The sequence below is a fragment of the Ruminococcus sp. Marseille-P328 genome (assembly GCF_964249465.1).
Taxonomy (GTDB): Bacteria; Bacillota; Clostridia; order Lachnospirales; family Lachnospiraceae; genus Blautia_A; species Blautia_A faecis.
Genome location: NZ_CAXUBQ010000032.1, coordinates 14,236 through 38,202, shown reverse-complemented (window position 1 = coordinate 38,202; position 23,967 = coordinate 14,236). Strand labels below are relative to the sequence as shown.

The window sequence follows — 23,967 nt, the reverse complement described above, 5'->3', positions numbered from 1 at the left end:
GTGAAGCCCCCCTCAAGATGAGATGTCCCATTCGAAAGAAGTAAACCCCCTTGAAGACGACGAGGTAGATAGGGCAGAGGTGGAAGTGCAGTAATGCACGGAGCTGACTGTTACTAATAGGGTGAGGGCTTGACCAAGAAATGAGAAAGGCAGTTATAAAGTGGCTGCCAGATTCACGCAGAGGTAAAATGATTCCATTAGGATGTAACATGTATGTAGTTTTGAAGGTACAAAACCTTTCAAAGAGACGTGACTAGTAATAGTCACTTTTTCTTCATAAAATAGGGGATTGGTCAAATGGTATGATAGGGGTCTCCAAAACCTTTGGTGGGAGTTCGATTCTCTCATCCCCTGTTTTCTTAAGCGTCGGAAGCCTTGATTTTACTGGGTTTCCGGCGTTTTTCATTTTGTGGGATTTTCTAACGATGTCACCTATGATGTCAACTAGGAATGATTCCTAGTTTCTAAAAAGATATGACCTGTTTGATTTGTTTTTAATTCATTTCTATTGATTTATTGCTAAAATAGTAGAATCATGTGCAGAAAAGAGGGGCATTACCCCTCTTTTCGATACCTTGAAACTACCAGAATCAAACACATAAACATGGCGGCAAACAACACCTCAATTCCCATACTGATCTGCACCTTTCCAAGAAGCTCCGGTGTCAGGGAATGATGCCGGCTTAGAATTTCATTTACATGTTCATACCAGTATACTGGCAGAAACTGGGCGACTTTCAGAACCGATTTGTCCATCACATCCATAGGGACGAAGACGCCACAGAGGAAGCACATGGAAAGAGAAACAATATTGGCTACGCCGCTTAAAATATTGCTGTTTGGAATAAACATTCCAATCAGGTAAGAGAGTGACAGTGAAACTACTAACATAAGCAACGTATTTGCAATATAATAGCCACAAAGTTCAGAATTCAAAAAGGTATTACCATACATCAGCACAACACCCAGGATACCAAGAAGCCACAGAATGGCACCGATCACTCCCATTGCCAGCAATCCCTCCAGGGATTGATGTCTCACTGAAATAGCGGAAGCTTCCATCCGTTTCTGAATATCTCCCTTTTTGAAAGCCATAAGAATATATCCCATGGTATAGCAAAGAGCTCCCAGAAAAAGATAAGGAATATAACGAAAATAATAAGTGTAAGGAACCAGATCACTGCTTGCAGAATCAGAGGAAATCTTGGTGACCGGTTTATGAACTTCGGTTTTTACTGCCTGAACGGCTTCCTCCTGGGAAAAACCGGCAGCAACATAAGTCCGGATGGTACTGATATAACTGCTGATCTGCTGGTCAACATAATAGGAGCTGTAGGATCCTGGAACCTTGGTGACCTTCAGTGGCTGATTTCCTTGAATGCAAGCCTCGTAAAAGTCAGCTGGAATCTGCACAATATATTCCACATTACGGTAAAAGAGATTTTCCTGAAGTACTTCCGGATTATTTTTCATAGGAATTACATTGTGAATCGTGTTAAGATAATCCACAAATCCCTGAGCCAGAACGCCTTGATCTTCCTTTACCACTCCAATATCAATGCTGGTATTTGCATAAAGGCTGTCTTCACTTTTTCCAGCGGCCATCTGCATGACAAGAGCCACAGAAAAGAAAATACCAAGATATATAATGACCAGCGTCACATTCTGTCTTAAAATTTTCATGTAACATTTAAATACTATCATAGCTTTCCCTCCGGATCAGTAAAAATGAAGCAGTCACTAATGTTATGCTCATCACTGCAAGAGTGAACAGGTTGCGGTAATAGCGGCTCATATCGTCATACACATTGATGCAGTAAAAAGCATCAGAAATAAGTGCTGCTGGATTGATCCGGTTAATAACAGGCATATTTTTTTCTATCAGATCCTTCATGGTATTGTTCATAAGTCCTGATAAAAAGCTGCAGACCATGGAAAAACCAAGAATAATACCAATCTTTCCCCCTTCTTTCATTTTTCCAAGACTACCTACAAAAATTCCAATAGAAACCCCGATCAGGGATCCGAAAAAAGAAATAAGCAGCATGGGTCCGATTTTTCCCTGAAAATCCAGCTTTAAAATATAGCGAAGATAGATCAGCAACACGATTACATCGAAATAGCCAAGCAAAAAAGAAGCAATCTGCTCTGAAAGAATCAGCTTCAGTTTATGCGTTGGAGTGACGCAGCGTCGTGCGGCAAGTGCTGTGAGATTGGCTTGAAGAGTTATGGCAGAGCCAAATCCGATAAAACAGCCATAGAGGCAGGTCATTGCAATCAATGCATAGAAAAACTGTGCACTTCCGTTAATAGTCTGTCCGCCAAGTGAAACTTCAGTAAGTGTTTCCTGCTGATTTAACATCTGCTGGATTCCGTCCCACAGACCGGATGGATGTGTGCGGACTATATTGCGGATGGTACTTTTTCCGGTTTCGTAGCCGGACAAAATGGACTGAAGGATGCTCTGGGGGATTCCGTTGGAAGCTACTGTAAGGGAAGGGGAGCTTCCCACCTGATAAATACCGGAAATTTCTTCATTTTCCAGTTTGGTAAGTGCAGCAGATTCAGATAATTCCTGAGCAGCAATCAGATGATTTCCGTTGTTTTCAATTTGATCCAGAAACATAAGAAACAACGTGTCAGCGCCGTCCTCTTTTACAATTCCAACCTGTACAGTCTCGAAATCAGCATCATCAATATTTCCAAAAGCAAAATAGAACATAGTTCCAAGAAGAATTGGAAAAATAAGAGGCCAGAAAGTGGTTGCAAAGTTTTTCAGCTTTACCAGAAGGTTATATTTGATCAAATGCAGCATGGTAGTCCTCCTTAATCTCGCAGCTGTTTCCCTGTGATTTCCAGAAATACGTCATTTAAAGTAGGCAGCTCAGAGGAAACCTGACCAAAGGAAATATCCTGGCTCTGCAGGTAATTGAGAAGCCGGATCAGGTTGTGACGGGCACCTGTGCACCGTACAGTGAGAATCTGTTCCTCGTAATGCAGGTCAAATACGTGTGGAAGAGCCCGGATGTCAGCCAGATTCTCCGAGGTAAGAGGAATGGCCTCAATAGTAATGGTCTCGCCGGTTTTGATCATTTTTTTCAGCTCCTCTTTGGTGCCGGAGGCAATTACATGACCGTGATCCATAATTGCGATCCGTGTACAGATCTGCTCCACTTCTTCCATATAATGGGAAGTGTAAATGATGGTGGAACCCTGTTCATTCAGCTTCTGAATGCCTTCCAGGATTTTGTTCCGGCTCTGGGGATCAACGGCTACCGTTGGCTCATCCATAATGATCAGACGAGGCTTATGAGCAATTCCGCAGGCAATATTCAGTCGGCGGAGAAGACCGCCTGAGAGCTTCTTTGGACGCATTTTCCGGTAATCGTTAAGATCGGTAAAGGTAATGGCTTCTTCCACCAGTTCTTTTCTTTTCCTCTTATCCGGGACATAAAGCCCACAGAAATAATCAATGTTTTCATAGACAGTCAGTTCGTCAAAAACAGCCACATTCTGCAGCACGATTCCAATCTGCTGTTTTACTTTGTAATTGTCAGGACGCATTTCTTCTCCGAAAATATGAATGCTGCCTTTGTCGTATTTGAGAAGAGAAAGCATACAATTGATAGCAGTAGTTTTTCCAGAGCCGTTGGGACCAAGAAGACCAAAAACCTCTCCTTCCGAAATACTAAGGTTCAGGTGATCAAGTGCCACCAGGTTCCCATATCTTTTTACCAGATTTTCTATTTGAACAATATTTGTGGACACGATTTTCCTCCTTCGGATTTTCCCCGTATAGTAGCTGTATCATAAATTTGGAGCGTGTTTGAAAAAGGCTTTCGGCAAGATGTACGTCACATTTTGTGGGAGATTTTGCCCGGATGAGGACGCCGTAGCGGGCTACGGCAACTGAATTTGGGCGAAATATACCGCAAAGTGGAGCATGCAGATTGCAGGAATGCTTTTTCAAACACACTTTAGTATAAAGGAATAAGGGAAAATCGCCAAGTGCCAGATGTCACGGCCTTCACATGACAAATGTCATAAAATTACAGTTTGCTTCATTCACAAAAACACTTCGCGGAACATTACTAGTACATCGAAACTTAATATTCGATGTACTAGTAAACCGTAATGTCATAAAGCGCAGAACCTTCTTTACAGCGCAAGGTCAGTTATACTATAATGAGAAAAATGTCTGTAAGATATATTTGTAAAAAAACAGGTTAAATATTTGAAAATTACCGGTTACGGAGTGAACAGCAGTATTTGGAGAAAAATGAGAAAGAAGGTGGCAGAGTGGGGTACTTTTTGGACTGTGGATTGCTGGTATTTTATAGCTTTCTGTCACTTTTTTTTCTGCCGCCAGGGGCGGGTTTTCTGATCGCTTTTTTGAGCTGTGTAAGTGTGATCTGTTGCGGATATGCGGTGAGAAAGAAGGCATTGAGGCTAATCCTTTGCATTTTGTTCGGATTTCTGGGACTGGCTGTTCCAGAGACCTTTATCTTTTATCCATGTCTTTTTTATCTGCTTTTTCATGAAAAAATGAGTGGGCTGGCAGTAGTAGCAGTGATGTTTTTTCTCTGGAAAATACCTGAAAGCAGGGAAAACATGGGCCTTTTTGCAATGACCGGTGTATTTGGATTTTTACTGGCGTTTTTTATGGAGAGAAATACCGCAAAGAGTCAGATTCTGGAAGAGAAGCTGCGAAGGACCCAGGATGATTCCAAGGAGCGAAACCTGCTTTTGTCTCAGAAAAATAAAGCTTTGCAGGAAAAACAGGATTATGAGATCTATAATGCTACCTTAAAGGAACGAAACCGGATCGCCAGGGAAATCCACGATAATGTGGGACATGTACTTTCCCGTTCAATCCTTATGGTAGGGGCTGCAAAGACAATAAATAAAGATCCCGGGATGACCGCCATGCTGAAAAATCTGGAGGATTCCCTAAACCATGCCATGAACAGCATCAGAAATAGTGTCCATGACCTTCACGACGAAGCAGTAAATTTAGAAGAAGTGGAAAAGAGCCTGGTTCATGAGTTTACATTTTGTTCGGTGCAGATGGTTTATGATATGACAAGAGAGGTTCCAAGGGAAGTGAAATACTGTTTTATCAGTATTACCAAAGAGGCCTTCGCAAATATTATGAAGCACAGCAACGCCACAAAGGTGCAGCTGATCCTTCGGGAGCATCCAGGACTGTACCAGCTGTGTATAGAGGATAATGGGAAAGATGCTTTTTATGATCCGGAAAAATCCGGTATTGGAATTGCAAATATGAAAGAAAGGGTGAATGCCCTGGGTGGAACCTTGCAGATTTTTACGGATAAGGGATTTCGGATTTTTATTACAATACCCAAATGTGGTTGAGGTGGATTCCGATAAAGATACAGTAAAGCGGGCGCACAGATTATGGAAATTATTTTTTGAATGTGTTCCGGAAATGAAAGAAAAGCAGGAGTAAGAAATGAAAATAATAATTGTAGACGATGACTGCCTGGTGGCGGGTGCGTTGAAAACCATTCTGGAAGTGAATGAGGATGTGGAAGTGTTAGCGACTGGAGCAGACGGAAAAGAGGCCTGTGAGCTTTATAAAAGGTATGAGCCGGATGTGCTCCTTATGGATATTCGAATGGAGAAAATGGACGGTCTGGAAGCATCCCGGAGTATTTTGTCCAGGCATCCAAAGGCAAATATTCTGCTTCTTACCACTTTTTCCGATGACGAATATATAGTAAAAGCCTTGCGACTTGGTGCAAAGGGATATCTTCTGAAACAGGATTACGGCAGTATTCTGCCTGCACTTCGGGCGGTTTACTGTGGGCAGACAGTATTTGGGACAGAAATAGTTTCCAGGATTCCAGACCTTTTGCAGGGAGAAAAGAAGTTTGATTATGGAAAATATGACATTAATGAGAGAGAATTTGAGATGATAGAGCTCATCGCAAATGGATACAGCAATAAGGAGATTGCGGCAGAGCTTTTCCTGAGTGAAGGAACCGTGCGGAATTATCTGAGCATGATCCTGGAAAAACTGCAGCTGCGTGACCGTACACAGGTGGCAGTTTTTTATTACCAGCATAAATAGGAGCGACAGAAGATGAACATACAGAAAATTGGAGATCGGACAGCAGAGCTTTTGAATTTATATTATAACAATGAGATAGAGCCTTTTTTGAACTCTTGTCATGAGGATGTTCTTTGGATAGGACCTGCAGACAGGCAGGTGATCCGCGGAAGAAAAAATCTGGTAGATGCTTTTCACGCTGAGAAACACGAACTGAAGTTTTCCCTGAATAATCTGACGGTACTGCCGCTTGCCACTACAAGCAGTACGGTGGCAGAGATCATGACTTTTATGCTGGTAGATACGATTTGGCCGGATAACAGTGCAAGCCGGGTAAATCAGCGTATGCAGTTTACCTGGGTGGAGCAAAAAGGTGTGCCGAAGATACGTGTGATCTTTATTTCAAATGCAATTCAGTATGATGAGAGGGATGGTATTTATCCGGTACATTATGATGAGAATTATCGTAAGTTTGTCCTTACAGGAGAGACCAGATCAGAGCGGATTTACGTGAAAGGAATTGATAAGTCCATTCTTTATCTGAATTGGTCGCGTGTGATCTATGTGGAAAGTCTCGGCAATCATACGGTGATCCATACTCTGGATCAGGAGTTTGAGTCTACAGAAAGCCTGAAAACTCTGGAAAAACGTTATGGGAACCTGTTTCTGAAGTGCCACGAGAGTTACATGGTAAACCCGGCACATGTCCATTCTATCCGCAGATTTAAAATGACTGTAACAGGAGAACGGGAACTTCCAGTTCCGGAAAAAAAGTATACGGCAGTAAAAAAGACGCTGCAAAAAATAATTGCAGCCCGTTAGAGCGTATCTGAAAAAGGCTTTCTGCAAGATGTGCGTCACAATTTGTGGGAAATTTTGCCCGGATGAGGGCGCCGTAGCGGGATACGGCAAACGAATTCGGACGAAATATACCGCAAAGTGGGGCGTGCAGATCGCGGGAATGCTTTTCCAACATACTCTGTGGAAAAACGTTACAAAAGTACCAAAAATGTAAAAAAACACACACGTCATAAAAGAAGTATGCTATAATGGGAGCACTTAACCGATTACAGTATAAGGAATTGCCAATTAAACAAGGAGAACCCAGTATGAGTAATTATGTGATCATAACAGATACATCTGCAGATATTCCGGCAGACATTTTAGATAAGGGTCAGATTCATCTGATTCCTATGGTATACCAGTTAAACGGAGAGGAGTGTCCGCACAGGAATCCGGGAAACTGGGACAGCAGGGCTTTTTATGACAAGCTTCGTGCAGGTGGAACCGGAAGTACTTCCCAGATTTCCCCGGCTACATATACCGATTGTTTTGAACCGTTTCTGAAAGAGGGCAAGGATATTCTTTATATTTCCCTTTCTGGAGGACTGACTTCTACATGGCAGAGCTCTCGCATTGCAGCTGCTGATCTGATGGAAGAGTACCCGGAGCGTAAGATCTCCTGCGTGGATTCTCTTGCAGCCACAGGAGGACAGGGAATCCTGGTGATCCTGGCAGCAGAAAATCAGAATAAGGGAATGTCCCTGGAGGAGAATACGTCATGGCTGGAGGAGAATCGTCTCCATATTTGCCATTGGTTTACAGTAGATGATCTTGATTTTCTGAAACGAGGCGGACGTATTTCCCCCACAATCGCCTGGATCGGCGGAAAGCTGAAGATCAAACCGATTCTTCGTATTGTGGAGGATGGAACTCTGGCAATCCCGGAGAAGGTACGCGGCTCCAAGGCTGCTATGAATACGATCGTTTCCAAGTATATCAGTTCCGGATTAAATGAGGAGCATCCTTATGTATTTATCTGTCACGGTGATGCTGCTGAGCAGGCTGAGAAAGAGAAAGCTGCTATCCTGGAAGCTGTACCACAGGCTCAGGTTATCATTATGCCAATGAGCCCGATTATTGGAATTCATACTGGTCCTGGAGTACAGGCGGTTATTTATTTTGGAAATAATAGATAATTAAAGCCTTTTTCAAACCTGTTCCAGGAAAGCAAAAATTCAGAAATCATTGAGCGTTCCAAATGTATATCCCATTTCTTCCCATTTGGTCAGCAGTTCATCCAGAATCTGTCCATTTGTGGAAGAAGTATTGTGCAGCAGGACAATTGCCCCTGGGTGGATCCGTGTGAGAAGCTTATCGAAGGCTTCCTCTTTGGTTGGCTGTTTATCCTGATACCAGTCCACGTAGGCAAGACTCCAGAAGAAGGTTTTATACCCCAGTTCCTTTGCCATGGACAGATTTGCTGTACTGTAAATTCCCTGAGGCGGCCGGTAGAATTTCGTCATGGATTCTCCGGTCGTTTCTTTATACAGATTTTCCACGCCCTCCAGCTGTTTCCTGAAATCATTCAGGGAAGAAATCCCAGACATATCCGGGTGAGAGAGGGTATGATTTCCTACAATGTGCCCTTCCTGAACCATTTCTTTTATCAGATCTCCATTATCTCTTATGAAATTTCCAACAACGAAAAACGTTGCTTTTACATTGTGTTTTTTCAATGCATTAAGAAGCAGCGGTGTATTGCCATTTTCATAGCCACAGTCAAAAGTAAGGTAGAGTATTTTCTCCTGGGTATCCTTTGCAAAGTAGGCGTTATAGGAAGCAAGCTCTTGAATGGAAGCATTTCCTACAGGACGTTTTCCTTCCTCCTGGAAGCTGAGTCCCCAGCTTGCGCAGTCTGATGAAGTAGCGACTGCTTTCGGGGGTGAAAAATGGTGAACGATCACCCGGGCGGCAGAACCGGCCAGAAAGGACAGGGCGAAGAGGAGAGGAACGCCGGCGTAGTGGAGAAAGTCTTTGATCGCAGGGCGATTTTTCGAGCAAAAAGAGGAAATATGCGAAGAGAATTTTTCCTTCAGTGCTGGAAAAGAAAAAATGGGAAATTTCATGAAGAGAAAACCTCACGGGTATTTTTTACAGATATATGAGAAAATAAAAGGTTTATGCCAGAGCGTGTTTGAAAAATCATGCGAATAAGGGCAAGGCAGCTGCTTGAAAATGAAAGGAAAATCCAGACATTAATTAAGCCACCAGCATCGACGTTTACTGGTGGCTTAAATCTGATCCATATCCAATGGAATGTACCTCTCTTTCCGAATATATTATGCGTTTAAAACAATTGGAATTAAGGCTTACGTTCTTGGTGGACTGTACCTCGCTTTTCTTAAAGTGTTAAAAATTAAGATGTTTCGTTATGCTTCTGGTGGTCCGTACCTCTCTTTCTTAGATTATAAGTAATGAACTTATGTTTTCGGTGGTCTCACTCCTTTTTGTTTTTATTTTTAAGTTCCTTTTGTTTTATGAGCTTACTATAACAGATTACTTCTCGTTTGTCAATAAATAATTTGAAAAAATATTATTTTATATAAAATAAAAAGTTTATATGTGTGAAAATAATTAAAAATTCAGACAATATTTCCGCGTATAATGTGGTATGATGAAACTATAAAGAATATGGCTTTTCAACGTGATAAAGTGCTGGGAAGCTGTATGACAGAAGATGAGGAGGAAGCAAAGATGTTAAATGCAATTCTTGATGAATTGAAACTGAATGCCCTTGTGATCACAGATCCGTATAACATGCGACATGTAAGCGGTTTTCGCGGCGGCGAGGGCGCTTTATATATTTCAGCAGCCCAGAAGGTGCTGATCACAGATTCCCGTTATACGGAGCAGGCCGGTAAAGAGAGCGATTTCACAGTAATCGAAGAGTGTCGTGGGCATAACCGTCAGACGATCCTGAAGGAGTGCATGGAGAAGGAGAATGTAAGTGGCGATTTCCATATGGGATATGAGGATCAGTCCATGCTTTGCTGTGATTTTGATAAGCTCAGAAAGGAACTGCCGGTTCAGACATGGACACCTCTTGGCAGCAGAATCGATGATCTTCGCCAGGTTAAGACTAAGGAAGAACTGGAGTATCTGGCAAAAGCCGAAGAAATCGGGGACAAAGCATTTGCAGAATTTTTGAAAATCGTGAAACCAGGAATGACAGAGCTGGAAGCTGCGGCAGAGCTGGAATATCTGATGAAAAAAGAGGGAGCAGAGGATTTAAGCTTTAACACGATCATCGCTTCCGGTCTGAATTCTTCCATGCCTCATGCAATCCCAGGATATAAGAAGCTGGAGGAAGGGGATTTTGTTACCTGTGATTTTGGCTGTAAATACAAGGGATACTGCTCCGATATGACACGTACCTTTGTACTCGGAAAAGCAAGCGATAAACAGAAAGAAATTTACAATGTTGTATTAAAAGCACAGCTGGCCGGTCTTGCAGCAGTAAAGGCTGGTGTAAGCGGAGCGAGTGTGGATAAGGTGGCGAGAGATATTATTACAGAGGCTGGTTACGGTGATTGTTTTGGCCACGGACTTGGTCACAGTGTAGGTCTTTTCATCCATGAAAGTCCGCGCCTGTCTCCCTCTGACGATACCATTCTGAAAGCCAATATGATCGAGACTGTTGAGCCGGGTATTTATGTACCTGGTTTCGGAGGGGTTCGTATTGAGGATATGGTAGTGGTAACGGAGGATGGCTGCCGCAATCTGGCACATTCTCCTAAGGAACTGATTGAGGTTCCCGTTGAGAAATAAAGAGCTGATATATATAGTGAATAGATAGTGATGTCGCCGACAGGCGAAATGTCTGTTTTGTGAAAGAAAATTATCTGCCCGGGCGGCATCTGAGTTTCTCTTATGATTAAAATGTTAATATTGTTATTAAAATATGGAAAGGAATAAGAAAATGCTGAAACAATTGTCAATTTTTGCGGAAAATATCAAAGGGAAAATGCAGAAGGTGACTGGAATCCTCCTGGAGGAGGATATTAATATCCTTGGTTCTGTTACCAATGACAGTGCTGAATATGGAATTATACGTATGGTTGTTTCCAAACCTGAGCAGGCGTTAGAAGCGCTGACAAAGGCTGGTTTTATCTGCAAGCTTAGTGATGTTCTTGGAATCGAGGTAAAGGATGAGGTTGGTAATCTGAACAAACTGCTTCTCAGTCTCCAGGAGAGCAACATCAATATTGATTATCTGTATCTGTCTTTCAACCGTGCTACCGGACTTCCGATCATGGTTCTCCACGTACCGGATATCAGTGAGGTGGAGGCATGTCTGAGAAATAAGGGATTTAATTCCATTTCTGAGGTTCATTAAGCACTTCAGGCAGAAACAGAATCTGAAATCCTGCATAGAACTCTGAATAGTTGGAAAAACTACCGTTATCAATCTTTAGGAGGTAAGGAAATGTTACGGTATTTGCCTATTCGGAAGATTCACGCAAGACAAATTCTGGATTCCAGAGGCAATCCTACTGTGGAGGTAGAAGTGACAGTTGGAGAAGGCGTTATTGGAATCAATGGATATACAGGCCGTGCAGCGGTTCCATCCGGCGCGTCCACAGGAAAATTCGAAGCACTGGAGCTAAGAGACGGCGACAAAGGAAATTATAAAGGTCTTAGTGTACAAAAAGCAGTGGATAATGTAAACACGAAAATCACGGAGGCAATTCTGGGAGAAAATGCACTGGATCAGACCTATATTGATTCACTTCTGATTCAGACCGATGGCACAGATAATAAAAGCAATCTGGGTGCAAATGCTACACTGGGCGTATCAATGGCAGTGGCAAGGGCAGCTGCCATGGCGCTTCGAATCCCGCTTTATCAGTATATTGGCGGCTGTCATGCAAACAGAATGCCGGTTCCTATGATGAATATTTTGAATGGGGGGCGGCATGCGGACAATACAGTGGATCTTCAGGAGTTTATGATCATGCCAGTTGGGGCTTCCTGTTTTTCAGAGGGAATCCGCATGTGTGTGGAGATTTATCAGTCACTGAAGATCCTTTTAAAAAAGAAAAATCTGTCTACAGCAGTGGGCGATGAGGGTGGTTTTGCACCGGATCTGAAGGATTCCAGGGAGATTCTGGAATTGATCCTTGAGGCTGTGAAGAACGCCGGATATGAGCCGGGAAAAGATATTGGCATTGCCATTGATGCGGCAGCCAGTGAATTATATGACGGAGAAAAAGACGGTTACTATTTTCCTGGGGAGAGTAAGATGACTGGAAAAGAAGTGATCCGGGATTCCAATGAAATGATCCGTTATTACGAAAATCTGTTGGATGAATTTCCGGTTGTTTCTATAGAGGACGGACTGCAGGAGGATGACTGGGAGGGCTGGAAAGCTATGACGGAGCGGCTTGGAAGCCGTGTACAGCTGGTTGGGGATGACCTTTTTGTGACAAATATCAAACGGCTGGCCTGTGGAATAAAGCTTGGAACAGCAAATGCAATCCTGATCAAGGTAAATCAGATCGGAACCCTGACAGAGTCTTTGGAGGCAGTAGAATTGGCTGCACGGGCTGGTTATTGCTCTGTTATTTCTCACCGCTCCGGTGAAACAGAGGATCCCTTTATTGCAGATCTTGCAGTGGCAACTGGTGCGGGGCAGATCAAGACCGGCGCACCATGTCGTTCAGATAGAAATGCCAAGTATAATCAGCTTCTGAGAATCCATGAGCAGCTTGGCAGACGGTCGGTGTATGAGAATCCGTTTGCCTGACCATGAAAAAAAGATAGCGTAATTTGTCCAAATTCAAGATAAAAAAGAGTTGAAATCAAATGCTGGCTATGGTACAATAACCTCTAGTTGATTAGGAGGTGTAACCACGTGCAGATTTTAAGAACGATTTTAACAATTCTTTTTGTTATAGATTGTATTGCCCTTACCGTAGTAGTCCTTATGCAGGAAGGTAAGTCACAGGGTCTTGGTGCGATTGCCGGAGCTGCAGACACATACTGGGGTAAGAACAAAGGACGTTCCATGGAGGGCGGTCTTGTTAAGGCAACTACAGTTATGGGAGTTTTGTTCTTTGTACTGGCAGTTGTATTGAACCTGAATTTCTAAGAATAAACTGGGAAACACTCTTGTTGATCTGATCGCAAGGGTGTTTTTTATGTAAGCGGAAAATCCTGCTTTGCAGGATTCTTTCCTGATAATAGGAAATTATGGAAAGATGGTAGAGAAGTTTCGTGATAATTACAGTCTGTGCGTGCGATTTTAATAGAGCAGCTTGCGTGTGCAGGCATTAAGAAGGAGAAAAATTGAGTAAAGACAGAGAATTTGACAAACGAAAAAAATTTATGATGGAGCTTCTTGGTGATCCAGTGTACCAGCCTATGCGCTTCCGGGAAATTGCAGGTCTTCTGCGCCTTTCAAAGGACGAGAAGAAAGATCTGTACCGTGTTCTGGATGATCTGGTAGCAGAGGGAAAGGCTGACCTGGATTCCAAGGGACGTTATTCCAAAGTAACTGGAAGAAAGCGCGGGAAAGAGAAGCAGCGTGGAAAAAGAGAAGAACGTGACGAGAAGTTTTCGGGTAAACGTTCCGGGAAATATGCAGAAGAAAGCTCCGAGAGACGTACCGGGAAGAAAGATGAGAAACATTCCGATAAGAAATATAATGATAAGCAGGCTGGAAAGTATGATCACCGCAAGCCCGACGATCGTTACGGCAGGGGAAAAGATAAGTACAACGAATATCCGGACAGTCCATCTGTGGAAGGCACCTTCATCGGTCATCCCAAGGGCTTTGGCTTCGTGGAAATCGAGGGGGAAGACAACGACGTATTTATTCCGGAAGATTGTACCGGAACGGCTATGCACCAGGATAAGGTTCGTGTTATAATCACAAAAGAGCCGCAGGAAGGCAAACGCCGTGAGGGAATTGTAGTAAAAGTTCTGGAAAGAGGTATGACCCAGATCGTGGGAACCTACGAGAACAGCCGTGACTTTGGTTTTGTGGTAAGCGACAATCCTAAATTTTCCAGGGACGTATTTATTCCGAGAAAAGATTCCCAGGGAATCAAGGACGGGGATAAGGTAGTGGTGGAAATCACCAGCTACGGAAGCAAGAACCGCAATCCGGAAGGTAAGATCGTAGAGAATCTGGGAAGCTGCCGTGCACCTGGAACAGATATCCTTGCCATTGTAAAAAGCTTTGGCATTCCAAGCGAATTTCCGGATAAAGTAATCCGTCAGGCTGACCGTGTACCAGATCATGTTCTGGATGCTGACAGGGATGGCCGACTGGATCTTCGCCATCTTCAGACCGTCACCATTGACGGAGAAGACGCCAAGGATCTGGATGATGCAGTTACTTTGACAAAGGAGAATGGCATCTATCATCTTGGTGTTCACATTGCAGATGTAAGCAATTATGTACAGGGAGGAAGTGCCCTTGACCGTGAGGCGTTGAAGCGGGGAACCAGTGTATATCTGGCAGACCGTGTAATTCCCATGCTCCCGGTACGGCTTTCCAACGGAATCTGTTCTCTGAACCAGGGGCAGGATCGTCTTACTTTAAGCTGTCTTATGGATATTGATAAAAAAGGAAATATGATTTCCCATAAGATTGCAGAGACTGTGATCTGTGTAGATGAGAGAATGAATTATACAGATGTGAAAAACATTCTGGAGGATACTGACGAAGAGGCAAAGAAACGCTATGAAAAACTTGTTCCCATGTTTTTCCTGATGAAAGAGCTTTCTGAAATCCTTCGTGGAAACCGCCATCACAGAGGCTCCATTGATTTTGATTTTCCGGAGAGCAAGATTATCTTAAATGCAGCAGGAAGAGCCATTGACATTAAGCCATATGAGGCAAATGTGGCAACAAGGATCATTGAGGATTTCATGCTTATGGCAAATGAGACTGTGGCAGAGGAGTGCTGCAGGGATGATATGCCGTTTGTTTACCGTACCCATGAGACTCCGGATCCCGAGAAAGTGGAGAGCCTTCTCACACTTCTTCATAATCAGGGAGTGCCGGTGCAGAAGCATGGACAGGAGATTACTCCGAAGGAGATCCAGACTATTCTGGAGAGCATTGAGGGACTTCCAAACGAGCCACAGATCAGCCGCCTTACTCTTCGAACCATGAAACAGGCGAAGTATACTACAGAATGCAGCGGCCATTTTGGACTTGCAGCGAAATATTACTGCCATTTTACTTCTCCAATCCGTCGTTATCCGGATCTTCAGATTCACAGGATCATTAAGGATAAGCTTCGGGGACGTCTGGAAAGAGAGGGAAAAACAGAGCATTATAAAGAGATTCTGGAAGATGTGGCACGCCAGTCCAGTGTGTGTGAGCGCCGGGCGGACGAAGCAGAGAGAGAATCTGACAAGCTGAAAAAAGCAGAATATATGTCTTACCATATTGGGGAAGAATTTGAAGGAATCATTTCCGGTGTTACTGGCTGGGGCTTCTATGTGGAACTTCCAAATACGGTAGAGGGACTGGTTCATGTAAATACACTGAGGGATGATTACTACACCTTTGATCAGGATGCTTACGAGTTGATCGGCGATGTGACACACAAGGTGTTTGCACTGGGACAGAAGGTGCGTGTGAGAGTTGCGGACGCAGATACCATGCTGAAGACTGTGGATTTTGTTCTGGCAGAGGAGCAAGAGTGGTAATTAGAAGTTACTGTTCATTCTGCGATCAAAAGCACGCTTTGCGATGCATAGAAACTACGCTCTAGAACAGCAACCCTTTGTTTTGAACGCCCGCTTGCAGGCGGAAATCCATATAGGGAGGAACTTATGGCAAAGAAACCAGGAATCAAACTGATTGCAAATAATAAAAAGGCATTTCACGATTATTTTATAGAAGACACGTATGAGGCAGGAATTGCCCTGGCAGGAACAGAAGTAAAATCCCTGCGTATGGGAAAATGCAGCGTCAAGGAATCTTTTGTGCGGATTCAGAATGGGGAGGTTTATATCTATGGAATGAACATCAGCCCATACGAAAAAGGCAATATTTTCAATAAAGATCCCCTTCGTATCCGTAAACTTCTCCTTCACCGCAGTGAGATCAACAAGATGGAAGCCAAACTGAAGGAAAAAGGTCTTACCCTTGTGCCAATCAAGGTCTATTTCAAGGACAGCCTTGTGAAGGTGGAAATTGGTATGGCAAGAGGTAAGAAATTGTATGACAAACGTCAGGATATCGCTAAGAAAGATCAGAGACGAGAAGCAGAGCGTGATTTCAAGGTGAAGAATTTATATTAAAAACAATGGGAGCTGGGGATTTTTATGATGAAAAATTCCCGGCTTTCGTAAATTTCTGTTAAACATTTATAGGGGATCAGCTGTAAAGATGCAGCATATAAAAAGTCAGACAGGTCAATATGGTATTTATTTAATATTCGCTGTACAGGCAGCATGAAAACAGTAAAAAGAGGTTGGCTATGGAAGAGAAAATAAAAGAGAAAACAAAAGAGAAAATACAGGAAGCAAAGGAAACAACAAAAGAAAACCGTCTGATGAAAACCGTAGAGGATTCCAGAACGGAGCAGGTTCATCTGATCATGCACCAGCACTTAAATGCCGGCGGCAGATTGTTTGGAGGAATGCTGATGCAGTGGGTGGATGAGGTGTCTGGCGTGGTTGCCATGCGTCATTGCGGGACTTACCGTGTCACAACTGCAGCTGTGGACAATCTACAGTTTAAGGAGCCCGTTTACGAGGGCGAGCTCCTTGTGATGATCGGCTATGTGACCTATGTGGGAAATACCTCCATGGAAGTGGAAATTGATTCCTATGTGGAGCGCGGTGATGGAATGCGTTACCTGGTAAACCGTGCTTTTTCTGTGATGGTAGCTGTGGATAAGAATGAACGTCCTACCCGAATCCCCGGCCTTATTATCCACACAGAAGCAGAGAAAGGCCGCCATGAGGCAGCTCTGCTCCGCAGGGATATGCGTAAAGAGCGAAGAGACGCCGGGTTTTAAACATTGAGACATGTTGTCAAAAACTATTTGAGTCAGAGATAGAGAAAACTGTCCCTGGCTCTTTTTGTTCACAGAAGAAGTACGCAGGATCTTCCTTCCCGGTGAAGGCACCAGAGAGAATGGGGAAAAGAAACCCGAGAGTTGCGGCGCGAAATCGTGCAAAGCATGATTTCTGTGCATCGCGAAGCGTGTTACTGTGAATGGAGTGAACAGTAACGAAAAGTTTAAAAATTGTATGAAATCATCCCGCGTTCGGTTGACAAGTCTGTCATACTCTGTAATAATAATGGAGAACAAAAAGTGGATATTAGAGGAGTTTAATTCCATTTTGTGGGAGGAATATAGATTATGAAAAAACGTTATGTGATTCTTGCAGCACTTTTGGTCACTGCTTTGGCAGCAGCTGGATGTGGCAAAAAAAAGACTGAAGATACAGGCAAGGATGGCCAGGTAACCGTGGCTCCTGCTGAGAATACAGATACAGCTTCAAGTGATGACAGTTCCCTGGTAGATATGCAGAAATCTGACGATGCAGATATCAAGAATGTGATTGGTGATAAGACTTCCACAGCTTCCAGGCTGATTCTTGTGAACGGTACCGGAGCTGCTGTGAAGGGACTTTACATTCGTCCGACTACGGATGACGATGATGACTGGGGCACAGAGCTGATCAATGGATTGTTTACTTTGAATGATGGCGACAAGGCTCTTTACTATTATGAGCCGGACGAGAAGGATGCAGATGGAAATGTGGTGACAAGCTATGACATCCGGATCACGTATGAGGACGAGGATTATACAGACTGCTATTTCCGTAAGCTTCCGCTGAAGACAATTTCAAAGATCACTCTTCATATGGATGGAACTGCTGAGGATGGAATTCCTTATGCTACTTATCTGACAGGAACGAGTAAGACAGAAACTTCTACCCTGAGTGAAGTGATGGCGCGTCTTGGTCTTGATGACAGCGAAGACAGTTCTGAGGATGATTCTCAGGAAACGGATACAGCACCAACGCCTACATCTGCGCCGCAGCAGTCAGGTCCTACTTCTGCACCTACATCTGCACCGCAGCCTACAAGTACTCCGGATAATAGTGGCGGCAGTAATACAGCACCGGATGATTCCAGTGCAGATAAGGCGAAACAGTATATCGGACAGCCGCTTTCCAGTCTTGTTGCAGCACTGGGAGAGGCTAACGGAAGTGATTATGAGAACGAGCCGGAGACCGGAGAGACAGGATATCATTATTATGACTCTTTCACAGTTTCTACCACTGTTGATGACAGCGGAAATGAGGTTGTTGCCGGAGTATGGTAAAATAAAAGAATAAAAAATAAGGCAGGATAAAAGCATGGAAATGAAAAGAGTTTTATTAAAATTAAGCGGCGAGGCTCTTGCCGGACCGAAGAAAACAGGATTTGACGAGGCGACTGTTCTTGCAGTAGCGAAGCAGATCAAGGCAATTTCTGATGAGGGAGTACAGATCGGCATTGTGATCGGCGGTGGAAACTTCTGGAGAGGACGTACCAGTGAGACGATAGACCGCAACAAGGCAGATCAGATCGGTATGCTTGCTACTATTATGAACTGTATTTATGTATCTGACCTTTGCAGATATACAGGTATGAAGACTGAGATTTATACACCATTTGCATGTGGTGCATTTACAAAACTGTATTCCAAGGACAGTGTAGAAGAGAGCTTTGCACAGGGCAAGCTGGTATTCTTTGCAGGCGGTACAGGACATCCGTATTTCTCTACTGACACAGCTACGGTTCTTCGTGCAGTTGAGATTGAGGCCGATGCGATTCTTCTGGCTAAGGCAGTTGATGGTATTTATGACAGCGATCCGAAGGTAAATCCTGACGCTGTGAAGTACGATGAGATCTCTATTCAGGAAGTTGTTGACAAGAAGCTTGCAGCCATGGATCTTACAGCTTCTATTATGTGTCTGGAGCAGAAAATGCCGATGATGGTATTTGCTCTTGATGAGGAGAACAGCATTATCAACACCGTTCACGGAAAATTTTCCGGAACAAAGGTTACTGTATAAGCGCGTTGCGCAGAAAATAGGATAATACTGCTTACCGGCAGAAAATCATAAAGAGGGAGATTAATTTTATGGATGAAAGAATTCAGAAGTATGAAGAGAAAATGAAAAAGACATTGGGCAGCTTAGAAGCAGAGCTGACTACTATCCGTGCAGGACGTGCCAATCCGCATATCCTTGACAAGCTGACAGTAGATTACTACGGAAGCCCTACACCGATTCAGCAGGTGGCAAATATCACAGTTCCGGAAGCTCGTATGATCCAGATCCAGCCATGGGAATCCAGCCTGATCAAGGGAATTGAGAAAGCAATCCTTACTTCTGATCTTGGCCTGAACCCGAATAACGATGGAAAAGTGATCCGTCTTGTTTTCCCGGAGCTTACCGAGGAACGCCGTAAAGATCTGGTTAAAGATGTTAAGAAAAAAGGCGAAGCAGCTAAGGTTGCTGTCCGCAACATCCGCCGTGATGCTAACGATGCATACAAGAAGCTGAAAAAAGAAGAGGATGTATCTGAGGACGAGATCAAAGAGTTAGAGGACAAAGTTCAGAAGCTTACAGACAAATACATCAAGGATGTAGATGCTGCAGTAGAAGCAAAAGGTAAGGAGATTATGACTGTATAAGGGCATATTACCTGAAGCGCAGAGCCGTTTGGACTAAAAATCTGCAAAACAGGATCCTTTTATAAAGAAACAGCAAAAAGAGCTCTTTAAAAAGAGCTCTTTTCTGCCCTTTTGTATGAAATTGTACGAATAATCTGAACGCTTATAACGAAAAAAGAAAAACAAAACACAAGGAGAAAAATATGAACGTACCCAATCATATTGCCATTATTCTGGACGGCAATGGCCGCTGGGCAAAGGCAAAGGGACTGCCTCGTGGCTATGGACATGTTAAGGGCTGCGCCAATCTGGAGCAGGTCTGCTATGATATTAAAGATCTGGGCGTGAAATATCTGACAGTATATGCTTTTTCCACGGAAAACTGGAAACGCTCCAGAGAAGAAGTGGATGGGCTTATGAAGCTGTTTCGCAGCTATCTGAAGAAATGTATCAAGATATCCCGGGATAATAAGATGAAAATCAAAATTATCGGCGATATCTCTGCTTTTGCACCGGATATTCAGGAAAGCATCCGTAAACTGGAGGAGTTTTCCAAGGATTATGATGAGCTGTACTTCCAGATCGCCATGAATTATGGAAGCCGCGATGAGATTACAAGAGGAATGCGAAAGATGGCACAGGATGTGGCGGATGGAAAAGTTTCTCCGGATCAGATCACAGAGGATACGATTGGAAGCTACCTGGATACTGCAGGAGTGCCGGATCCGGATCTTCTGATACGCACCAGCGGAGAACAGAGACTTTCCAATTTCCTTATGTGGCAGCTGGCTTATACGGAATTTTATTTTACAGACGTGGCATGGCCGGATTTCCATAAAGCAGAATTAGTACAGGCTATTGAGAAATATAATCAAAGAGACAGAAGATATGGCGGTGTGAAGGAGGAGTAAGATGTTTAAAACACGTCTTTTAAGCGGTATTGTGCTGGTCGCAGTTGCGCTTCTGACTATTATCAGTGGAGGTTATGTGCTGCTTTTTACACTGCTTGGGATCTCTCTGATCGGAATGCAGGAGCTTTATAAGGTTATGAAGGTTCGAGAAGACCATTTTAATGCCCTGGAAATTGCAGGCTATCTTGGAGCTGTGATCTACTATGTGCTGATGTCGCTAGATTTTGAAAAATATGGAATGATGGGCGTGATCATTTCGTTCATGATGTTTATGTTCGTTTACGTATTTACTTATCCTAAGTTCAAGGCAGATCAGGTAATGCCGGCGTTCTTTGGGGTGGTATACGTGGCTGTGATGCTCTCTTTTATTTATCTTACCAGGAACCTTCCAGATGGAAAATTTCTGGTATGGCTGATCTTTTTATGCTCCTGGGGATGCGATACCTGCGCATATTGTGTGGGAATGCTGATCGGCAGGCACAAAATGGCACCAATCCTCAGCCCGAAGAAATCAGTAGAAGGTGGAGTAGGCGGCGTGGCAGGCGCTGCGCTTCTGGGCGCAATTTATGCAGCAGCAACTGGCGGAAAGATTGCAGAGTATGCGCTGATCTGTGCAGTCGGAGCACTGATCTCCATGGTTGGAGACCTGGCTGCTTCTGCTATTAAGAGAAATCAGGGAATCAAGGACTATGGCAAACTGATCCCGGGACACGGTGGAATCCTGGACAGATTTGACAGTGTGATCTTTACAGCTCCGGCTATTTATTTCCTGGCGAAGCTTGTGCTGGGAATCTGATTCCGGATTGGCAGCGGGAGGCATAAAGGAATAAGAAGTGTGAAAATGATAAGATGTGATTTGTCCCTGAAATGGACTGAGAGGAATTTCAAATGAAGAAAATTGCAATTTTAGGCTCAACTGGTTCCATCGGTACACAGACCCTGGATGTAGTGAGAGCTAACGGCGATATAGAGGTGCTGGGAATCAGTGCAGGAAGAAATGTGAAAATGCTGGAAGAACAGGCAAGAGAGTTTCATCCTCAGCTGATTGCAGTGTGGGATGAAAATGCGGCAAAGGACCTGGCAGTCCGTCTTGCGGATATGGATGTAAAAATTGTGTCTGGTATGGAGGGACTTCTGGAGCTTGCGCGTATGCCCCAGACAGACATTCTGGTTACCGCTGTTGTGGGAATGATTGGAATCCGTCCTACAATGGAGGGAATCAAGGCGGGCAAGGACATTGCCCTTGCAAACAAAGAAACATTGGTAACAGCAGGTCATCTGATCATTCCTATGGCAAAAGAGCATGGGGTTCAGATCCTTCCGGTAGACAGTGAGCACAGTGCTGTTTTCCAGGCCCTTCATGGGGAAAAGCGGGCGCAGGTTGAGAAGCTTCTGATCACAGCTTCCGGTGGTCCCTTCCGTGGAAGAAAAAGAGAAGAACTGGAACATGTGACGCTTGCAGATACCCTGAAGCATCCGAACTGGGTAATGGGACAGAAGATCACAGTAGATTCCGCAACCCTGGTAAATAAAGGTCTGGAGGTTATGGAAGCCAGATGGCTGTTTGATGTGGATTTGGATCATATTCAGGTTGTTGTCCAGCCAAAGAGCATTATCCATTCGATGGTAGAGTTTAAAGATGGTGCGGTTATGGCGCAGCTTGGAACTCCGGATATGCGGCTTCCAATCCAGTACGCACTCTATTATCCGGAACGCAGATATCTGGATGGAGAGAGACTGGATTTCCATAAATTGAAAGAGATTACTTTTGAAGATCCGGATATGGATACATTCCTGGGGCTTCCAATGGCTATGGATGCTGCAAGAAAAGGCGGCAGTATGCCTACTGTGTTTAACGCAGCAAATGAGCTGGCTGTGAAGAAGTTTTTACAGGAAAAAATCGGCTTTCTGGATATTTACGACATTATTGCACAGTCTATGGAAAGACATACAGTGATCCGGAATCCGGATCTGGAGGAGATACTGGCAGTAGAAGACGAGACTTATAAATGGATTGAAAGCAGGTGGTAGGTTGAAGATTATTCTGGCATTATTGATTTTCAGTGCGATCATTCTTTTTCATGAGCTGGGGCATTTCCTTCTTGCAAAGAAAAATAAGATCGTAGTAACGGAGTTTTCCCTTGGAATGGGACCAAGGCTGCTTAGCACAGAGAAGAATGGAACCAGGTATTCTCTGAAGCTTTTGCCTCTTGGCGGTTCCTGTGCCATGCTGGGAGAAGATATGGAGGATGAGTCCAAGGGGACTTTCAATGGTGCACCAGTGTGTGGAAGAATCGCTACAGTTGCAGCAGGACCGGTATTTAACTTTATCCTGGCCTTTGTGTTTGCAGTGCTTATTGTTACGCTGGTGGGCTATGACCCGGCAGAGGTTACGCAGGTGGAGAGTGGTTCTACTGTGGCTGAAGCTGGTCTTCAGGAAGGGGATATTATCAAAGAATATCAGGGGTATCATATTGATCTGGCAAGAGATCTTTATCTGTATATGTATCTGAATAATCCACAGGAGGATGAGACCATTCATATGACTGTGGAGAGGGATGGCAAAGATGTGGAGCTGGCCTTCAAACCAGACGTACAGGTGAGATACCTTCTTGGCTTTAACAGAAAGAGTACCGATTCTCTTGAGGTGGCATCCCTGATTCCGGGAATGGGCTTATCTGAAACTGGCGTGGAGCCTGGGGACGTGATCACTTCCATTAATGGCACCAGACTGGAGAGTTCGGACGATTATACTGCATATCTTGCAGAGCATCCTCTCACAAGTGAGCCTGTGACCATTACTTATGAGCGTGATGGCCTGGAATACAACGCTGAGGTAACTCCATCGGAGTCCCGTACAGCAGTACTTGATTTTTCTTATAATCTGGCGTACACGAAGACACAGGGATTTGAAGTGCTGAAGTATGGAACACTGGAAGTAAAATATATGATCCGCTCTACCTTACTCAGCCTGAAAGAGCTTCTTACCGGCGGGCTGGGCGTAAAGGATTTAAGCGGTCCGGTTGGCGTAGTTGATGCAATTGGCAGCACCTATGAGGCAAGTAAGAGTGAGGGTATGCTGACAATCTGGGTAAATATGCTGTATATGGCAGCTCTTTTATCTGCAAACCTTGGTGTTATGAACCTGCTTCCGCTTCCTGCACTGGATGGTGGCCGGCTTGTATTTCTGATTATCGAGGCTATCCGGAGAAAACCGGTGAACAGACAGATTGAGGGCATGGTTCATTTTGCAGGTTTGATGGTGTTGATGCTTTTGATGGTTGTAGTTATGTATAATGATATTTTGAAGATTTTTTAATCTTTTTGAAATGAAAAAGCTGTAAAAAAATGAAAGCGAAGGCTATGTGTATCAAACGGATATGCATAGCCTTTTTTGATGCAGCAGACGATTCTGCAGCAAATTCCTATTACCAAAAAAGCTTTTCCAGGCAGTGAGAGGAAATAACGGAAATGCAGATGAGGGGGATGGTCTGCT

At 43.9% G+C, this 23,967-nt stretch carries 22 protein-coding genes, 1 tRNA gene, 1 rRNA gene and 4 pseudogenes; 22 read left to right on the top strand and 6 right to left on the bottom strand.

Translation table 11 applies throughout. The annotated features are described in order from the left end of the window. Positions 1-137 (top strand): 23S ribosomal RNA (locus tag ACESTK_RS18115); the annotation flags it as partial. 146 nt (positions 138-283) lie between these two features. Continuing rightward, positions 284-354 (top strand) — tRNA-Trp (locus tag ACESTK_RS18110). A gap of 201 nt (positions 355-555) precedes the next feature. Here the strand turns inward: ACESTK_RS18110 and ACESTK_RS18105 are convergent. From ACESTK_RS18105 to ACESTK_RS18090, 4 genes and pseudogenes are all read right to left on the bottom strand, one after another. Continuing rightward, a complete protein-coding gene (locus tag ACESTK_RS18105) occupies positions 556-1,704 on the bottom strand; it encodes an ABC transporter permease (protein ID WP_373120407.1) in 1,149 nt (382 codons plus the stop codon). Then, the gene (locus ACESTK_RS18100) at positions 1,691-2,815 is read right to left on the bottom strand and encodes an ABC transporter permease (protein WP_148463513.1); all 1,125 of its coding nucleotides are present in this window, start codon (positions 2,813-2,815) and stop codon (positions 1,691-1,693) included. The genes ACESTK_RS18105 and ACESTK_RS18100 overlap by 14 nt, the downstream gene beginning before the upstream one ends. Before the next feature lie 11 nt (positions 2,816-2,826). Beyond that, complete coding sequence (locus ACESTK_RS18095) at positions 2,827-3,768, bottom strand: ABC transporter ATP-binding protein (protein ID WP_330382797.1); 942 nt, start codon at positions 3,766-3,768, stop codon at positions 2,827-2,829. Further along, positions 3,704-3,910: pseudogene (locus ACESTK_RS18090) on the bottom strand (DUF6783 domain-containing protein); the annotation flags it as partial. The gene ACESTK_RS18095 and the pseudogene ACESTK_RS18090, both read right to left, overlap by 65 nt. On the opposite strand from ACESTK_RS18090, the pseudogene ACESTK_RS18085 reads away from it, so the two are divergent. The 4 genes and pseudogenes from ACESTK_RS18085 to ACESTK_RS18070 all read left to right on the top strand — a co-directional run. Beyond that, positions 3,848-3,994, top strand: a pseudogene (locus ACESTK_RS18085) (DUF6783 domain-containing protein). The pseudogenes ACESTK_RS18090 and ACESTK_RS18085 overlap by 63 nt on opposite strands. A gap of 305 nt (positions 3,995-4,299) precedes the next feature. Beyond that, positions 4,300-5,376, top strand: a complete 1,077-nt coding sequence (locus ACESTK_RS18080) for a histidine kinase (RefSeq protein ID WP_373120406.1) — start codon at positions 4,300-4,302, stop codon at positions 5,374-5,376. A gap of 97 nt (positions 5,377-5,473) precedes the next feature. Next, the gene (locus ACESTK_RS18075; protein ID WP_373120405.1) at positions 5,474-6,094 is read left to right on the top strand and encodes a response regulator transcription factor; all 621 of its coding nucleotides are present in this window, start codon (positions 5,474-5,476) and stop codon (positions 6,092-6,094) included. 12 nt (positions 6,095-6,106) lie between these two features. Then, a pseudogene (locus ACESTK_RS18070) lies at positions 6,107-6,859 on the top strand (LytR/AlgR family response regulator transcription factor); the annotation flags it as partial. On the opposite strand, the pseudogene ACESTK_RS18065 reads toward ACESTK_RS18070, so the two are convergent. Beyond that, positions 6,798-6,986 (bottom strand): annotated as a pseudogene (locus ACESTK_RS18065) (DUF6783 domain-containing protein); the annotation flags it as partial. The pseudogenes ACESTK_RS18070 and ACESTK_RS18065 overlap by 62 nt on opposite strands. Between ACESTK_RS18065 and ACESTK_RS18060 the strand changes: the two are divergent. Together ACESTK_RS18060 and ACESTK_RS18055 are read left to right on the top strand one after the other, a co-directional pair. Continuing rightward, positions 6,903-7,088 carry a DUF6783 domain-containing protein gene (locus tag ACESTK_RS18060; protein ID WP_373120410.1) on the top strand — a complete coding sequence of 62 codons (186 nt, stop codon included), beginning with the start codon at positions 6,903-6,905 and terminating at the stop codon, positions 7,086-7,088. The pseudogene ACESTK_RS18065 and the gene ACESTK_RS18060 overlap by 84 nt on opposite strands. Positions 7,089-7,182: 94 nt before the next feature. Next, entirely contained in the window at positions 7,183-8,052 is an 870-nt protein-coding gene (locus ACESTK_RS18055; protein WP_195699664.1) for a DegV family protein, read from the top strand. 39 nt (positions 8,053-8,091) lie between these two features. Here ACESTK_RS18055 and ACESTK_RS18050 read toward each other — a convergent pair whose 3' ends face one another. Continuing rightward, on the bottom strand, positions 8,092-8,982 hold the full coding sequence (locus tag ACESTK_RS18050) for a polysaccharide deacetylase family protein (RefSeq protein ID WP_373120404.1): 891 nt from the start codon (positions 8,980-8,982) through the stop codon (positions 8,092-8,094). A 601-nt stretch (positions 8,983-9,583) separates the two neighbouring features. On the opposite strand from ACESTK_RS18050, the gene ACESTK_RS18045 reads away from it, so the two are divergent. The 14 genes from ACESTK_RS18045 (at position 9,584) to rseP (ending at position 23,790) form a co-directional block, all read left to right on the top strand. Then, complete coding sequence (locus ACESTK_RS18045; RefSeq protein WP_373120403.1) at positions 9,584-10,684, top strand: M24 family metallopeptidase; 1,101 nt, start codon at positions 9,584-9,586, stop codon at positions 10,682-10,684. A 151-nt stretch (positions 10,685-10,835) separates the two neighbouring features. Next, positions 10,836-11,252, top strand: coding sequence for an amino acid-binding protein (locus tag ACESTK_RS18040; protein WP_118578742.1), 417 nt, complete (start codon positions 10,836-10,838; stop codon positions 11,250-11,252). A gap of 90 nt (positions 11,253-11,342) precedes the next feature. Beyond that, on the top strand, positions 11,343-12,662 hold the full coding sequence (eno, locus tag ACESTK_RS18035) for a phosphopyruvate hydratase (protein ID WP_373120402.1): 1,320 nt from the start codon (positions 11,343-11,345) through the stop codon (positions 12,660-12,662). Between the two features lie 114 nt (positions 12,663-12,776). Further along, positions 12,777-13,007 (top strand): preprotein translocase subunit SecG, encoded by a 231-nt coding sequence (gene secG, locus ACESTK_RS18030; RefSeq protein ID WP_373120409.1) that lies wholly within the window; start codon positions 12,777-12,779, stop codon positions 13,005-13,007. 197 nt (positions 13,008-13,204) lie between these two features. Next, entirely contained in the window at positions 13,205-15,583 is a 2,379-nt protein-coding gene (rnr, locus tag ACESTK_RS18025) for a ribonuclease R (RefSeq protein ID WP_373120401.1), read from the top strand. 126 nt (positions 15,584-15,709) lie between these two features. Further along, a complete protein-coding gene (smpB, locus tag ACESTK_RS18020) occupies positions 15,710-16,180 on the top strand; it encodes an SsrA-binding protein SmpB (RefSeq protein ID WP_021926591.1) in 471 nt (156 codons plus the stop codon). Between the two features lie 179 nt (positions 16,181-16,359). Beyond that, the gene (locus ACESTK_RS18015; protein ID WP_306797102.1) at positions 16,360-16,902 is read left to right on the top strand and encodes an acyl-CoA thioesterase; all 543 of its coding nucleotides are present in this window, start codon (positions 16,360-16,362) and stop codon (positions 16,900-16,902) included. Between the two features lie 348 nt (positions 16,903-17,250). After that, positions 17,251-18,222 carry a hypothetical protein gene (locus tag ACESTK_RS18010; RefSeq protein WP_373120400.1) on the top strand — a complete coding sequence of 324 codons (972 nt, stop codon included), beginning with the start codon at positions 17,251-17,253 and terminating at the stop codon, positions 18,220-18,222. 40 nt (positions 18,223-18,262) lie between these two features. Beyond that, positions 18,263-18,958 (top strand): UMP kinase, encoded by a 696-nt coding sequence (pyrH, locus tag ACESTK_RS18005; protein WP_118578768.1) that lies wholly within the window; start codon positions 18,263-18,265, stop codon positions 18,956-18,958. Between the two features lie 68 nt (positions 18,959-19,026). Then, positions 19,027-19,581 carry a ribosome recycling factor gene (gene frr / locus ACESTK_RS18000; protein ID WP_118578734.1) on the top strand — a complete coding sequence of 185 codons (555 nt, stop codon included), beginning with the start codon at positions 19,027-19,029 and terminating at the stop codon, positions 19,579-19,581. Between the two features lie 134 nt (positions 19,582-19,715). Then, on the top strand, positions 19,716-20,471 hold the full coding sequence (locus tag ACESTK_RS17995; protein WP_226836957.1) for an isoprenyl transferase: 756 nt from the start codon (positions 19,716-19,718) through the stop codon (positions 20,469-20,471). A gap of 1 nt (position 20,472) precedes the next feature. Beyond that, positions 20,473-21,267, top strand: a complete 795-nt coding sequence (locus ACESTK_RS17990; protein WP_373120398.1) for a phosphatidate cytidylyltransferase — start codon at positions 20,473-20,475, stop codon at positions 21,265-21,267. Positions 21,268-21,359: 92 nt separating this feature from the next. After that, positions 21,360-22,502, top strand: coding sequence for a 1-deoxy-D-xylulose-5-phosphate reductoisomerase (gene dxr / locus ACESTK_RS17985; RefSeq protein WP_373120397.1), 1,143 nt, complete (start codon positions 21,360-21,362; stop codon positions 22,500-22,502). Position 22,503: 1 nt separating this feature from the next. Then, entirely contained in the window at positions 22,504-23,790 is a 1,287-nt protein-coding gene (gene rseP, locus ACESTK_RS17980) for an RIP metalloprotease RseP (RefSeq protein ID WP_373120395.1), read from the top strand. The last annotated feature ends 177 nt before the right edge of the window (positions 23,791-23,967 follow it).